Source organism: [Clostridium] aminophilum DSM 10710, from assembly GCF_000711825.1.
Lineage (GTDB): Bacteria > Bacillota > Clostridia > Lachnospirales > Lachnospiraceae > Clostridium_R > Clostridium_R aminophilum.
In genome coordinates, this window is the sequence record NZ_JONJ01000011.1 from 16,535 (window position 1) to 31,681 (window position 15,147).

9 protein-coding genes are annotated in these 15,147 nt (G+C 54.2%); all 9 read left to right on the forward strand.

Annotation, left to right across the window (positions count from 1 at the left end; genetic code table 11):
• Positions 1-119: 119 nt before the first annotated feature.
• On the forward strand, positions 120-1,751 hold the full coding sequence (locus tag BR86_RS0108875; RefSeq protein ID WP_031473157.1) for an aldolase catalytic domain-containing protein: 1,632 nt from the start codon (positions 120-122) through the stop codon (positions 1,749-1,751).
• 75 nt (positions 1,752-1,826) lie between these two features.
• The gene (locus BR86_RS0108880; RefSeq protein WP_031473159.1) at positions 1,827-3,746 is read left to right on the forward strand and encodes a thiamine pyrophosphate-binding protein; all 1,920 of its coding nucleotides are present in this window, start codon (positions 1,827-1,829) and stop codon (positions 3,744-3,746) included.
• A 165-nt stretch (positions 3,747-3,911) separates the two neighbouring features.
• A complete protein-coding gene (locus BR86_RS0108885) occupies positions 3,912-4,841 on the forward strand; it encodes an NAD-dependent epimerase/dehydratase family protein (protein ID WP_031473160.1) in 930 nt (309 codons plus the stop codon).
• 178 nt (positions 4,842-5,019) lie between these two features.
• Positions 5,020-6,045 (forward strand): glycosyltransferase family 2 protein, encoded by a 1,026-nt coding sequence (locus BR86_RS0108890; RefSeq protein WP_081844205.1) that lies wholly within the window; start codon positions 5,020-5,022, stop codon positions 6,043-6,045.
• Positions 6,046-6,126: 81 nt separating this feature from the next.
• On the forward strand, positions 6,127-8,313 hold the full coding sequence (locus BR86_RS0108895; protein WP_031473164.1) for a glycosyltransferase family 2 protein: 2,187 nt from the start codon (positions 6,127-6,129) through the stop codon (positions 8,311-8,313).
• Positions 8,314-8,345: 32 nt separating this feature from the next.
• Positions 8,346-9,410, forward strand: coding sequence for a glycosyltransferase family 2 protein (locus tag BR86_RS0108900; protein ID WP_031473166.1), 1,065 nt, complete (start codon positions 8,346-8,348; stop codon positions 9,408-9,410).
• Complete coding sequence (locus BR86_RS0108905; protein WP_051684703.1) at positions 9,407-11,410, forward strand: LCP family glycopolymer transferase; 2,004 nt, start codon at positions 9,407-9,409, stop codon at positions 11,408-11,410. The genes BR86_RS0108900 and BR86_RS0108905 overlap by 4 nt, the downstream gene beginning before the upstream one ends.
• 28 nt (positions 11,411-11,438) lie before the next feature.
• Entirely contained in the window at positions 11,439-12,845 is a 1,407-nt protein-coding gene (locus tag BR86_RS0108910; RefSeq protein WP_031473169.1) for an undecaprenyl-phosphate glucose phosphotransferase, read from the forward strand.
• Between the two features lie 12 nt (positions 12,846-12,857).
• On the forward strand, positions 12,858-15,143 hold the full coding sequence (locus BR86_RS15230; protein WP_081844206.1) for an LCP family glycopolymer transferase: 2,286 nt from the start codon (positions 12,858-12,860) through the stop codon (positions 15,141-15,143).
• The last annotated feature ends 4 nt before the right edge of the window (positions 15,144-15,147 follow it).

Genomic DNA, 15,147 nt, shown 5'->3' on the forward strand with positions numbered 1-15,147 from the left:
CAGGGATGAGGAGATGGAGACAAAGTCCGCGGACTCACATCAGGGATGAGGAAGTGGGAGCGAAGTCCGCCTGCGGACTTTGTCCCGACAGTATGGAATGACGAAAGAAGGATTTGAAAGTGAGAGAACGAAAGCTTCTGGACTGCACGCTCCGCGACGGCGGATATGTGAATGACTGGGAATTCGGAAAAGAGAATATCGTAAACATTTTTGAACGCCTTGTCGGTGCCGGCGTGGACATCATTGAGGTCGGCTTTCTTGACGACCGGAGAGTCTATGACCCGAACCGCACGATCTTTCCGGACACGGAAAGCCTGAATAAGACATTTTCCAAACTCGATCCGGGAAACAGCATGGTGGTTGCGATGATCGACTACGGCACCTGCGCGATCGATCGGATCCAGCCGCAGAAGGACACCTGCCTTGACGGTATCCGCGTCATTTTCAAGAAGGCGAAGATGAAGGGCGCGATCGAATTCTGCGCGAAGCTGAAAGCGCTGGGTTATAAGGTGTTTGCCAATGCGGTCTCCATCACCAGCTACAACGACCGGGAACTTCTGGACCTGGTGGATCTGGTCAATGACATCGAGCCGTATGCCATGTCGATGGTGGATACTTACGGACTGATGCATGAAGATCACGTGCTGCATTATTTTTCGCTGATTGATTACAACCTGAAGCCGGGAATCATGATCGGCTATCACTCGCACAACAATTTCCAGATGGCGTACAGCAACAGCATTCAGGTGCTGAAGGCGCCGGCGTCCCATTCGGTCAATGTGGACGCGTCGCTCTACGGCATGGGAAAGAGCGCGGGCAATCTTCCGATCGAGCTGATGGCCATGTACATGGATACCAACATGGGCAAGAATTACGGCATGTCCCAGCTGATGGAGACCATCGACCTGAATATCATGCCGTTTTTCAACCGGACGCCATGGGGATACAAGCTGTTCTTCTACATCGCGGCTTCCAATCAGTGCCACCCGAATTACGTCAAGCAGCTCATGGAGAAGCAGACTCTCTCCCTGAGCCAGATCAACGAGCTCCTGCAGATGCTTCAGGGCGAAAAGAAGCTTCTCTATGACAAGGATTATATGGAGAATCTCTATCAGGAGTATCAGGGCCACGACTGCAGCGACGATCAGGCGCTGGCGGAACTCACGGAATACTGGAAGGACAGGGACATTCTCCTCATCGGACCTGGCCGGAATGTGGAAAACCAGAAAGACCGTGTGGACGCATTTGTCAGCGAGCATCATCCGGAGATCATTTCCATCAACTATCTGCCGCTTCATGTGAAGGCAAACTGCATCTTCATCAGCAACTCCAAGCGGTACATGATGCTGAACACTTCACTGGCGGAAATGCAGGAGGAAAACCGGGAGAGCAAGGAGAATTTCCGTGTGATCGCGACCTCCAACGTCACGAAGATGAGCGGACATTTCGATTACACACTCAATTATTCGACATGGATCGACCGCTCGGCGGAGATCGTCGACAACTCCTTTGTCATGCTGTTGCGCGTTCTGGCGAAATGCGGCGTGAAGAAAGTTTTCTGCGCGGGCTTTGACGGCTACAGCGAAGACGGAAAGAACTATTTCAATGCGGGAATGGATTACCGCAATGAGCGTGAAAAGAGAGATATCGAGAAGTCCCTGCGCACCAACCGCTATGTGGATTCCGTTCTGGCGGATCTCGCGGACCGGATGACGGTGGAATTTGTCACCGATTCCCGCTATCACGCATAAGGACGATACTGACAAAAAACGAACCATGAATTGCAACATATACGCCATTCCGGTTGTATATGAGGAGGATATTTCATGAAAATCAAACTTGCGAATTACCTGTCACAGAAACTGACAGAGATGGGAATTACCGAATGCTTTACCATCACCGGCGGCGGTGCCATGCACTTAAACGATGCGCTTGGCCATCAGAAGGGGCTTCACTGCACCTACAACCATCACGAACAGGCCTGCGCGATGGCGGCAGAGGCGTATGCGAGAATTCACAACAGAATTGCCGCAGTCTGCGTGACGACCGGACCGGGAGGAATCAACGCGCTGAACGGCGTTGCCGGAGGTTTTGTGGATTCGATCCCGATGATGATCTTTTCCGGACAGGTTCGCTATGACACCAGTTCCATGTCCACCAATCTTCATCTCCGCGCGATGGGAGATCAGGAATACGATATCGTCAAGTCCGTTGACCGTATGACCAAATATGCCGAGATGATCATTGATCCGATGCGGATCCGTTTCTGCATGGAGAAGATGTTCTTCCTTGCCATGAACGGAAGACCGGGTCCGTGCTGGCTCGACATTCCGCTGAATGTTCAGGCATCCATCATTGAAACCGATGATCTGATCGGTTTCGATGCGGAGGATTACAAGGCGGGCGGCACCGGATGGAGCGCTCCGAGCGGTCATGAGAGGGCGGAAGACTTTGCCGGTCACGGAGAGTACCGCGAGAAGTTTGCGCCGAAGGTGACCAGAGAGCAGGCGAAGGCCGTGATCGACCGGATCCGTTCTTCCGAACGCCCGGTGATCAATGCCGGCAACGGGATCCGCATCGCCGGCGCGCACGACATTTTCATGAAGGTTGTGGATAAGCTCGGCATCCCGGTGGTGACCGGCGCCGATTCCATCGACTGCATCTGGGATGAGCATCCGCTTTCCATCGGAAAAGGCGGAAATGTCGGCGACCGTCCGGGCAACTTTGCCATCCAGAACAGTGATCTGGTTCTGTCTCTCGGAAGCCGTCTGAGCTTCCGCCAGGTCGGCTACCGCTTTGAGACCTGGGCGAGAGCGGCGTATGTCATCTGCAACGATATCGATGCGGAAGAGCTGAAGAAGCCGACCCTTCATGTGGATATGCCGGTGCACGCGGATGTAAAGGATCTTCTGACCGTGATGGATGAGATTCTCACGGAAGAAGGGGACAGCATCCTTTTCGGCGCAAAGAAAGATGCGCAGGACAAATGGCTCCGGACCTGCCAGGAGTGGAAAAAGAAATATCCGGTTGTCACCGAGAAGCATATGAACGGCGGAAATGATCACGAGGCGAATGTGTACGCATTTGCGCATGTGATGAGTTCTCTGCTGGAAGAAGACCAGATCGTGGTGGTCGGCAACGGCTCCGCCAATGTTGTCTGCGGACACGGAAATGTCCTGAAGAAGGGACAGCGGTTTATCTCCAACTCCGGTATGGCATCCATGGGTTACGGACTTCCGGCATCCATCGGCTGCTGCATTGCGGATCACACGAAAGATGTCATCCTGATCACCGGTGACGGCTCCCTGCAGATGAATCTTCAGGAACTTCAGACGGTGATCGGCTATCATCTTCCGATCAAGATCTTTATGATCAACAATCAGGGTTATCACTCCATCCGTCAGACCCAGAAGAATTTCTTCGGGGAGCCGCTGGTCGGAATCGGCAATGATTCCAATGACGTGACCTTCCCGGACATGTCGAAGCTTGCGCCGGCGTACGGCTTCCCGTATGTCGCGATCCACAACAACGCGGAGATTGAGGAGAAGACCAGAGAATTCCTTGCAATCGAGGGACCGGCCTTCTGTGAAGTCTTCGTCACCATCGACCAGAACTTTGAGCCGAAGGCATCCTCCAAGAAGCTTCCGGACGGCTCGATGATGAGCGCGCCGCTGGAGGATCTGGCACCGTTCCTTCCGGAAGAAGAGATGGATGAGATCATGATCATCCCGAGAATCCGCAAGTAACTGCGGGGACAGACCGCGGGGAACAGACCGCCGGAACGGCGAAGAATAAACCGGATACCGGCGGCATTCCCCGGGCTACATGCCGGAGCGGATTACGGCGGAAAAACCGCAGACAGCACGGGTTAGACCGTGAACAAAACAGCAGTAAAGAGGTTACAGAGATACATGAGAATTGCAGCAACAGGCGCGACGAGCTTTGTCGGAATCGCCGCAGTAAAAGAACTCCTCCGCAGAGGTCACGAGGTGACCGCCATCCTGAGAGAGGGATCCGCAAAGAGGGATCTTCTCCGTGTCGACGGGGAATTTCCTGAGAAACTGACGATCCTCGAACTCGATCTGACGAAAGTCTCCGGTCTGCCGGAACTCGTCCGGGAGCCGGTGGATGTATTCCTTCATATGGGATGGCTCGGAGCGGGAAGTGATTCCCGAAAAGATCCGGAGATTCAGAAAAAGAGTGCGGAGATCGCGATGGATGCGGTTCGGGCGGCAGGAAAAATGGGCTGCAGAAGATTTGTCTTTACGGGAAGCCAGGCGGAGTACGGTCTTCATGAGGAGAGGATCACCGAGGAGACCGAGTGCAGTCCGAAATCCCCATACGGCGAGCAGAAGCTCTATGTGAGAGAACATGCGCCGGCTCTCTGCGAGGAACTGGGGATGGATTACGCACACGCCCGCATTTTCAGCACCTATGGACCGGGAGACCACCCGTGGTCGCTGATCTCCGGCTGCATCGACAAGTTCCGGGCAGATGATCTGATGGAAATGACTTCCTGTACACAGACATGGAATTTCCTCTATATCGATGACTGCGGCAGAGCGATCGCGGATCTGTGTGAGTATGAGGGAAGTCTTGCGGAACACGGCTGTGTCTACAATCTCGGCGGTCCGATGGATGAGACCGGCGAGCTTAAGAATTTTGTTAAAATGCTCCGTGACGCGGTCGGAAGCGGAACGGCAGTGTTCGGCATTCATCCGTACAATGCGGAGGGAGTCGTCAATCTGGATCCGGATATTACAAAAATGCGTGAGGTTCTCGGCTGGGAACCGGCGATTCATTTCGAAGAGGGCATCCGCCGCATACTCGGCAGGCGCTGACAGTAAGAAAATCTTATGTTGAATGTGTCTGCCGACCGCGTTAGGATTAGGAAGATAATCAGGGAAGGCCGGTCAGGACACAGGAACGCATGAAAGACTGCGAAAAAGAGTGTTCCCGGTTCGGAGATCCGGTCTGTAAAAATGGTTATTCAAAGATATCGTAAGAGGAGTTATTACAGTGAAGAAAATCAGTGTTCTGATACCATGCTATAACGAGGAGGAGAACGTTCGGCCCATCGCCGAGGCCGTGATCGGGACCATCACAAGGGACTGCCCGGCATACGATTACGAGCTTGTCTTTATCGACAACGATTCCTCGGACAGAACAAGACCGATTCTGAAAGAGCTGTGCACCGAAAATTACCATATCAAGGCGATTCTGAATGCCCGCAATTTCGGTCAGTTCAATTCTCCGTATTACGGTATGCTGCAGTGTACCGGCGACTGCGTCATCAGTATGGTGGCCGATTTCCAGGATCCGGTGGAAATGATCCCGAAATATGTTCACGAGTGGGAACAGGGATATAAGATCGTCATCGGAATCAAAGTCGGAAGCAAAGAGAATCCGGTCATGTACTTCCTGCGCAGCTGCTATTACAAGATGATCCGGAAACTCTCCGACGTGGAACAGATAGAGCATTTTACCGGTTCCGGTCTCTATGACCGGGATTTCATCAATGTTCTCCGCACACTGGAGGACCCGACTCCGTTCCTGCGCGGCATTGTGGCGGAACTGGGATACCGGAGAAAAGAGATTCCGTATATTCAGCCGGAGCGCCGGGCCGGTGTGACGCACAATAATTTCTATCGCCTGTATGATGCGGCGATGCTGTCCGTGACCAGCTACACAAAGGTCGGACTTCGGATTGCGACGATTTTTGGCAGCGTCTGCGCGGCCATCAGCATGCTGATCGCGTTCATTTACCTGATCCTCAAGCTGACTCACTGGAATGATTTTCCGGCCGGCATGGCGCCGATGCTGCTCGGCATGCTTTTCCTCGGAAGTGTGCAGCTGTTCTTCATCGGACTGGTGGGAGAATACATTCTCTCTATCAATTCGAGAGTGATGAAGAGACCGCTTGTCGTGGAAGAGGAGAGGATCAATTTCGGCGATGCGCCGGCGGATCCGTCCCACGGGGTCGCCGGGAGAAAGCTGGAACTCGGAACACCGGAAAAGACGGAGAAATCCGTACAGAACGGCTGACAATGCCGGTGGAACGCACCGGCATCGAACGGAAAACGGTGTGTGTTTCGAAAAAAACGATAAGAAGACCGGAGAGGTTAGATGAAATATAATGTTGATGTAGTGCGCATCCGTGAAAATGAGATCGAGCTCAACGGATGGGCCATCGGCCGTGATCCGTCGGAAGAGATCCGCTATCAGGTGGAAGATGCGGACCACGAGCCGATCGATCACAAGTTTGTGCGCACGCGCCGCGATGATGTGGCGGAGATCTATTTCGGCGAAGCCGTGGAAAAAGAACTTGGATTTGATATCCGCTTCCCTTATGAGAGAGGAAGAGATTATTATCTGGTCATCACCGACGGAAAGCGCAGAACAAGAATCAAATACAATGAAGAACTGATACGGAAGAGATCCAGCGTTGCGCACAAGAAGATGCGCCGTATCATGGATCTCATCAACATGGAGACGGTGAAGGTCTGCCTGGATTATGCGAAGGAAAACGGCATTCGCGCGCTGATTCAGAAATCCAGACACAAACTGGCCGGAATCGACAGCGATTATGATTACCCGGAGTGGTATGAACTGACCCGGCCGACTACTGAAGAACTCGAAGCGCAGCGGAAGGCGGAGTGGAAGATCCGACCGCTGTTTTCCGTGGTGATTCCGGTATACAAGACGCCGAAGAAGTATCTTATCGAGATGCTGGACTCGCTGCGCGACCAGACCTACGATCACTTCGAGGTCTGCATTGCGGACGGAAGCCCGGCGGGTGAGAGCGTGGAGAATGTTCTCCGGGAGTATGCCCGGAAGGACAGCCGGTTCCGCTATACCGTTCTCGGAGAGAACCGCGGTATTGCCGGCAACACCAACGCGGCGCTTGAACTGGCAAAGGGCGATTACATCATTCTGGCGGACCACGACGATACCGTGACGCCGAATGCGCTCTACGAATGTGCGAAGCTGATCAATGAGCATCCGGAGTGCGATATGTTCTATTCGGATGAAGACAAGCTGGACATGGACGGCGGTGCGCTGTTTGACCCGCATTTCAAGCCGGATTTCAATCCGGATCTTCTGTGCAGCGTGAATTACATCTGCCATCTGCTCTGCGTAAAGACAGCGCTTCAGCGAAATGCCGGAGGTTTCCGCGAGGAGTATGACGGCGCTCAGGATTACGATTTCATCTTCCGCTGCAGCGAGCAGGCAAAGGAGATCCGTCACATCCCGAAGGTGCTCTACCACTGGCGCTGCCACAAGGATTCCACCGCGAGCAACCCGGAGAGCAAGATGTATGCCTTCACGGCCGGCGCGCGGGCGATCGAGGCGCACTATGACCGCTGCGGCATTGCTCACGGCAAGGTCGAAAAGGGCGTGGACTTCGGCATTTACCACACGGTTCCGAAGATCACCGGCGATCCGCTGGTATCCGTGATCATCCCGAACAAGGATCACACGGCCGATCTGGACCTCTGCATGAGAGCTATTCTCGAGAGAGGAACCTACCGGAATGTGGAGTTCATCGTGATCGAGAACAACAGCACCGAGAAGGAGACCTGGGATTACTACGAGAAGATTCAGAAAGAATTTTCCTGCGTGCATGTGGTAAAGTGGGAGCGGGAGTTCAACTATTCCGCCATTAACAATTTCGGCGTGACCTTCGCGAAGGGCGAATATCTCCTGTTCCTGAACAATGACACCGAGCTGATCGCAGAGAACTTTATCGAGGAAATGCTGCAGTTCTGTCAGCGGGAGGATGTCGGCGCCGTCGGCGCAAGACTCCTCTACGAGGACAATACGATTCAGCACGCGGGCGTGGTCGTCGGCTTCGGCGGCATCGCGGGCCACACTTTTATCGGCCTTCACAAGTCGGAGAACAGCTATTTCCACCGCGCCATGAGCGGACAGGATTACAGCGCCGTGACGGCGGCGTGCATGATGAGCAAGCGGAGAGTCTTTGATGAGATCGGCGGATTCACTGAGAAACTGGCGGTCGCATTCAATGACATCGATTATTGCATGAAAGTGCGGAAGGCCGGTTATCTGGTGGCTTACGCACCCTATGCGCTTCTCCATCACTACGAGTCAAAATCCAGAGGCCTGGAGGACACGCCGGAGAAGGTGGCGCGGTTTAACCGCGAGATCCGGATTTTCTCGGAGCGCTGGCCGGAGATTCTCCGGGACGGAGATCCGTTCTACAATCCGAATCTGACGCTTCGCAAATCAGACTTCTCTCTGCGGGATCTGAAGAAGGAGAAGATAGGGGAACCTTATAAACTGGAGATCTGACAGGATTTCCGACCATATTGAGAGACGGGACAATGCAGTATACAACAACCATCGTTATTCCAAACTACAACGGACTTCATTTCATGGAGCCGTGCCTGCGGACACTGGAAAGACAGACGTACAAGGCGTTTCGTCTTCTGATCGTAGACAACGGCTCGACGGACGGAAGCGCGGAGTGGCTGAGGGAACATGAGAAAATGTGGGCCGGAGAGGACAGTCCTTTTCCGGGATTCCGGGCGATTCTTCTCCCGGAGAATACCGGATTTTCCGGCGCGGTGAATGTGGGCATCAAAGCGGCGGACACGCCGTATGTGATCCTTCTCAACAATGATATCAAGGCGGATCCGTATTACGTTGCCGAACTGGTGCGCGCGATCTCGAAGAGCGAGCGGATCTTTTCCGTCAGCAGCCGGATGATTCAGATGTATCACCCGGATCTTATGGACGACGCCGGCGATATGTATTCTGTCTTCGGATGGGCTTATCAGAGAGGCGTCGGCCGGAGCGTGAAGAAGTACCGGAGACCGGCGAGAGTGTTCTCGGCCTGTGCCGGTGCGGCGATCTACCGGAGAAAGGTGTTCGAGGAGATCGGATACTTCGACGAGATGCATTTTGCCTATCTCGAAGACCTCGATGTGGGTTACCGCGCCCGGATCTACGGATATGAAAATATCTACTGCCCGGCGGCCAAGGTTCTTCACGTCGGCAGCGGTACCAGCGGATCGAAATACAATCCGTTCAAGGTAAAGCTTGCCGCGAGAAACAATATCTATCTGAACGTCAAAAACATGCCGCTTCCGCAGCTGTTGCTGAACGCATTGCCGATCTTTGCGGGAATGTGCGTGAAGTATGCATTTTTTAAAAAGAGAGGATTCGGCAGAGAATTCCTCAGCGGGGTATGGGAAGGGTTCCGTACCGCGAAAAAATGCCGGAAGGTTCCCTGTCTTCCGGAGCACCTGAAAAACTATCTCATGATCGAAGCGGAACTGATCTACGGAGCGGTTCTCTACACTTATGAGTTTGCAGTACGCCATCTGGAAAATGCTTTTCGCGGAAAAGCGGATGCCGATGGCGTGGAAGGGAAACATAACGCATGAATTATGATGACGACGAGCTGCAGCGCATGCGCGCCCGCAGACAGGAGAGAAGAAGAATTTCGGAGTCTACGGACCGCATGTCGGGAAGTTCCCGGTATTCCTACGGTTCGGATTCCCGCGGCAGATCCGGATCTTCCGGCAAAAGCTACGGGACCGGAAGCGGATACGGTTCGAACGGATATCGGAGCGGATCTTCCTCTTACGGCTCGGGCCGAAGCGGAAGTACGGGCGCAGGAAACGGCCGCGGTTACGAAACCGGCAGCCATTCCGCAGGTTCCGGACGCAATCCGGCATGGAAGACCGGCGGTTCCTCACCGGCCGGCAACGGACGGAAAAAGGGAGATTACAGCTATCACAGCCGGAAAAAGAAAAAGAGAAGAGTATGGCTGATCGTGATCGAAGTGATCGTTGTTCTCAGCCTTCTGATCGGAGCGGCGGCATGGTATCTGTATTCGAGAACCTTCGGATCGCTTCAGAAGCTGGAATTTGATGAGAGCAAGGTTGTCAACCTGGATCTGACCGAAGAGCAGGTCGAGGAGATGCAGAAGGGCTACTTCAACATGGTTGCCTTCGGCGTCGACTCCCGAAGTGAAGGCGGAAAGCTGAATGTCGGCAAGGGAACCAACTCCGACGTCAACATGATCGTCAGCGCAAACCTGGAAACCGGAGAGATCCGTATCGTATCCCTGTTCCGCGATACCTATCTGAACATTTCGGACAAGAACAGCTACAACAAGTTCAATGCGGCGTATGCGATGGGCGGTCCGGAGCAGGCGGTCAAGGCGCTGAACAAGAACCTCGATCTGAACATCACCCAGTATGCGACATTTAACTGGTCAACGGTTGCGCAGGTCATCAATATCCTTGGCGGCGTTGACGTGGATCTGAGCGAGGCGGAGTTCTCCTGGATCAATGCGTTTATCACGGAGACCGTTAAGGAAACCAAGATGGGAACCACGCAGCTGACTCATGCGGGTCACGTTCATCTGGACGGAATCCAGGCCGTTGCATATGCCAGAATCCGTTACAGTGATACGGACTATGCGCGTACCGAGCGTCAGAGACTCGTTGTTCAGAAGTGCTTTGAGAAGGCAAAGAAGGCAAGCTGGGCGCAGCTGAACAATATTATGGTTACGGTATTCCCGCAGCTTGCGACGAATATCGAGGCGTCCGATATTATCCCGTTGATGCGCTCCATCAACAAGTTCACCATTGCCGGAACCCAGGGATTCCCGGCGGCAAGAGGTGAGAAGAATATCGGAACGATGGACTGCGTTATCCCACAGACGCTGGAGTATAACGTACAGGATCTCCACAAGTTCCTGTTCGGCAAGGACAACTATCAGGTTTCCAAAAAGGTTGCCTCGATCAGCGAGCATATCGCCGAGACGACCGGTCTGACCAAGAATGCGAAGCTGATCTATTCGGTTCCGACCGATAAGGGAATTACCGCTCAGCGCTTCCGCCAGCTGATGGGCTACGGTTCTTCGAGCAAGAAGAAGGAAGACATCGTGGAGGAGGATCTGAACCCGGCAAAGAAAGCCGTGGAGGAGGAAGAGAAGAAGACCGGAAAGCTGGAGACCGATTCGGAGGGCAATATCATTTATCCGACCGATGAGGACGGCAATATTGTCTATCCGACCAAGTCGGACGGCAGCGCGGTTCTCCCGACCAATTCCAAGGGTAAGCCGTACCTCGCGACCGATGAGAGCGGAAAACATGTCTATCCGACCGATTCGAGCGGCAATGTCATCGATCCGCCGGAGGATCTTGACGAGGAGGATGAGGACGACGACGCGCAGGGCCCGGGCAATCATACGACCGCAGCGAAGACGTCTGAGGCTCCGACCAAGTCTTCGCACACGGAACCAACCGAAAAGACGACCGAGGCGCAGACCGCGCGGCCGGTTGAAAACGGACCGGGCGGTTCTGTGACGGACAATTCCTCTAACAGCGGACCGGGCGGTTCTGACGATGCGCAGGGACCGGGAGCGAATTAAAACAATCCGGAAGAAACGGTGAGACAACATGATTAAAGACAACCAGGAGCGGCTGAATCATCTTCACGTCCTGCTGGACGGCGTGGTCATTCTTTTCTCCTACGCGCTGGCATGGCTGATCGTGATCGGCAGCTCATCTACCGCAGGAAATGCCATGACCGATGTCTATCTCTTTACGGGGATAGCCATCGTGCCGGCATTTCTGCTGCTGAATGCATTTTTCCAGCTGTACGCTCCGAAGCGAGTGCAGACGGCCCGCGCCGAACTGGCCAATATCCTGAAGGCCAACACGATCGGCATCTTCGGAATTGCGCTGATCCTGTTTTTGGGCGGCAAAAACCCGTATTTCTATCACTTCTCCCGTAAGATGGTGATCTATTTCTATGTGATCAACGTCATCGCGGAAGTGATCATGCGAAACTGTCTGAAGTATGCCCTCCGTTCCATGCGAACGAAGGGCTACAATCAGAAGCATATCCTGCTGGTCGGATACAGCCGCGCGTCGGAAAGCTTCATCGACCGCGTGACGGCCAATCCGGACTGGGGCTATAAGATTCGAGGGATCCTGGACGACCGGGAAGACTGGGGCACCGAATACAAAGGTGTCCGTGTCATCGGTAAGATCGAGGATCTTTCTGACATTCTGAAATTAAATACACTGGATGAGATCGCGATCACCCTCGGAATCGGCGAGTACGCGAACCTTGAGGGAATTGTGGCGGCCTGTGAGAAATCCGGTGTTCACACCAAATTCGTACCGGATTATTTCAAATTCATTCCGACGAGACCGTACATGGAAGACCTGAACGGACTTCCGGTGATCAACATTCGCCATGTGCCGCTGACCGATCCGCTGAATGCGTCGATGAAGCGCGCGGTGGATATCTTCGGCGCCATTGTGGCCATAATTCTCTTTTCTCCGTTTATGCTCGGAGCGGCGATCGCCGTGAAGCTGACTTCTCCGGGTGAGCTGATCTTCAAGCAGGAGAGAGTGGGACTTCACAACAAACCGTTCAAGATGTACAAATTCCGTTCCATGACGGTGCAGGCACCGGATAAAGAGCGGAAAGAGTGGACGACCAAGGGCGATGCGAGAGTCACCGCGGTTGGGCGGTTTATCCGGAAAACCAGTATTGATGAGATGCCGCAGTTCTTCAACGTGCTCAAGGGGGACATGAGTCTTGTCGGGCCAAGACCGGAACGGCCTTTCTTTGTGGAAAAATTTCGTGAGGAGATCCCGCGTTACATGATCAAGCACCAGGTACGGCCGGGTATGACCGGATGGGCACAGGTCAACGGTTATCGCGGAGACACCTCGATTACAAAACGGATCGAGCACGACCTGTATTACATCGAGAACTGGACGATGGGATTCGATTTTAAGATTCTTTTTCTGACATTTTTCAAGGGATTTATCAACAAAAACGCATATTAATCGGAGTGCCAAATGAGTGAGAAGGATATCCGCCGGCGTCCGCGCAGAATGCGGGGAACGCAGTTATACGATCTGAAAGAAGAAGCTGCACCCGAACAGAAGCTGGACCTGATGACGGACAATTTTTCGGGAAGAAAGCGCGTATCTTCCGCGGCGGGAAGCGCGAAGCGGCCGGAGCGGCCGGCCCGGCGGAGAGAGGAAGTGTCGGTGGACCTTCCGGCGTCGAGAAAGCCGGCGAGAAGTGAGCGGCCGGCCCGGCAAAGAGAGGGAGTGTCGGTGGACCTTCCGGCATCGAGAAAGCCGGTGAGAAGCGAGCGGCCGGCCCGGCGGAGAGAGGAAGTGTCGGTGGACCTTCCGGCATCGAGAAAGCCGGTGAGAAGCGAGCGGCCGGTCCGCCGGAGAGAGGAGACAGAGCTTTCCATTGATCTTCCGGTGAGAAGAAGAGCGTGGAAGGATGAGGTCTATCCGCCGGAGGCGGCACAGGAAACACGTTCCGGAAAGAAGAAAATGATCCGCGATGCGTCTGCGAAGACGAAGAATCACCGCAGGGATGCTGAACCGGTCCGAAAGACTGCAGCGGAAAGAAAACCCGCCGGGAAAGTGTCGGCCGGGAAAACTTCTGCGGAAAAAATGTCAGCGGGAAAAGTGCCGGTGGATGAGGAAACATTTGACCGCAGTACAAAGAACACCGGGGAATCGGTTCGGCCGGCAGACGGTTTGCAGGTTTCCGTTTCTCCGAAGCATTCTCCATCAAGGGGGGATGCCGGCAAACGCCCCGCATTTGACGGTGAGCGGGAGAAGAAAGACGCGGACCGCAGGATGGCGCAGGCTGCGCAGGAGCGCATTCGCCGGAAAAAGAAGAAGGGAGGATTTTTCGGAATCCTTCTCGGCCTGTTTCTCTTTGTCTCCGTGATCTTTGCGGCGGGCTATGTCTACACGCAGGGGAAACTGGATCTGATCCAGCGCCTTCCGTGGAACCGAAACAATATTGCCAATACCGGCCTGAGCGCGGACACCATGGCCCGCATGAAGGGATACTGGACCGTGGCGGTATTCGGCGTGGACAGCCGTGACAGCAATCTCGGAAAAGGCACCAATGCGGATGTCAACATGATTGTCAGCATCAACCATGACACCGGAGATATCCGGCTGGTTTCCGTCTACCGCGACACATACATGAAGGTGTCGGACAAGGTGTATAACAAGCTTAATGCGGCCTATCAGAGCGGAGGACCGGAGAGTTCGGTGTGGGCTCTGAACCGGAATCTGGATGTGAACATCGACGATTATGTAACCTTCAATTGGAAGGCAGTCGCACAGGCGATCAACATTCTCGGCGGAATTGATGTGGAAATCACAAAGGACGAGTTCTTCTACATCAACGCGTTTATCTCGGAGACGGTGGAAGCGACCGGAATCGGATCGCATCAGCTGAAAGAGGCGGGAATGAATCACCTTGACGGCGTGCAGGCGGTGGCATACGGCCGGCTTCGTCTGATGGACAGCGATTTCAAGCGCACCGAGCGCCAGAGGACCGTCATCCAGCTTGCGCTGGAGAAAATGAAGAAGGCGGATCTTTCCACCCTGAATTCGCTGGTTGAAACGGTATTTCCGGAAGTGGCGACCAGCGCGGATGTGAGCGATGCGCTTCGCATGGCGGCCAATGTCGGTCACTATCACATCGCGGGAAGCTATGGCTTCCCGGAAAACAACAAGCTTTCGAGAGTGAAGGGAAGAGGTTCGGTGGTTGCTCCGGCGACACTTGCCTCCAACGTCACGCTTCTCCATAAATTCCTGTTTGATGTGGATGATTACGCGCCGTCCGAGACGGTTCAGGCAATCAGCAAACATGTCTCCGAGGTGACCAACGTCGCGGAGATGAAGGAGAAACCGAAAGAGGAAGCGAAAACTGCAGGGGAGAATGCGGAGATCGTCTCAGACAGGAACGCTGCCGTACAGGAAACGTCAGCGGCAAAAACTGCAGAGACGAATCAGACGACCGCGAAGACTGCATCGGCTGCAAAGCAGACAGCGCAGAAGACCGCGTCGACCGCAAAGCAGACAGCGCAGAAGACCGCGTCATCTGCAAAGCAGACGGCGCAGAAGACGGCGTCGACCGCAAAGCAGACGGCGCAGAAGACCGCGTCGACCGCAAAGCAAACGGCGCAGAAGACGGCGTCATCCGCAAAGAAGACGGCGCAGAAGACGGCGTCATCCTCGAAATCCACGGCAAAGAAAGCCGCTTCCGGGACACAGCAGAATGCGAAAAAAGCGAAGTCTGCAAAGAAAACAGCATAATTTT

Excerpts from the sequence above, each read along its gene's own strand:
- BR86_RS0108880 (WP_031473159.1), top strand. The coding sequence starts at position 1,827 with ATGAAAATCAAACTTGCGAATTACCTGTCACAGAAACTGACAGAGATG.
- BR86_RS0108885 (WP_031473160.1), top strand. The coding sequence starts at position 3,912 with ATGAGAATTGCAGCAACAGGCGCGACGAGCTTTGTCGGAATCGCCGCA.
- BR86_RS0108895 (WP_031473164.1), top strand. The coding sequence starts at position 6,127 with ATGAAATATAATGTTGATGTAGTGCGCATCCGTGAAAATGAGATCGAG.
- BR86_RS0108900 (WP_031473166.1), top strand. The coding sequence starts at position 8,346 with ATGCAGTATACAACAACCATCGTTATTCCAAACTACAACGGACTTCAT.
- BR86_RS0108905 (WP_051684703.1), top strand. The coding sequence starts at position 9,407 with ATGAATTATGATGACGACGAGCTGCAGCGCATGCGCGCCCGCAGACAG.
- BR86_RS0108910 (WP_031473169.1), top strand. The coding sequence starts at position 11,439 with ATGATTAAAGACAACCAGGAGCGGCTGAATCATCTTCACGTCCTGCTG.
- BR86_RS15230 (WP_081844206.1), top strand. The coding sequence starts at position 12,858 with ATGAGTGAGAAGGATATCCGCCGGCGTCCGCGCAGAATGCGGGGAACG.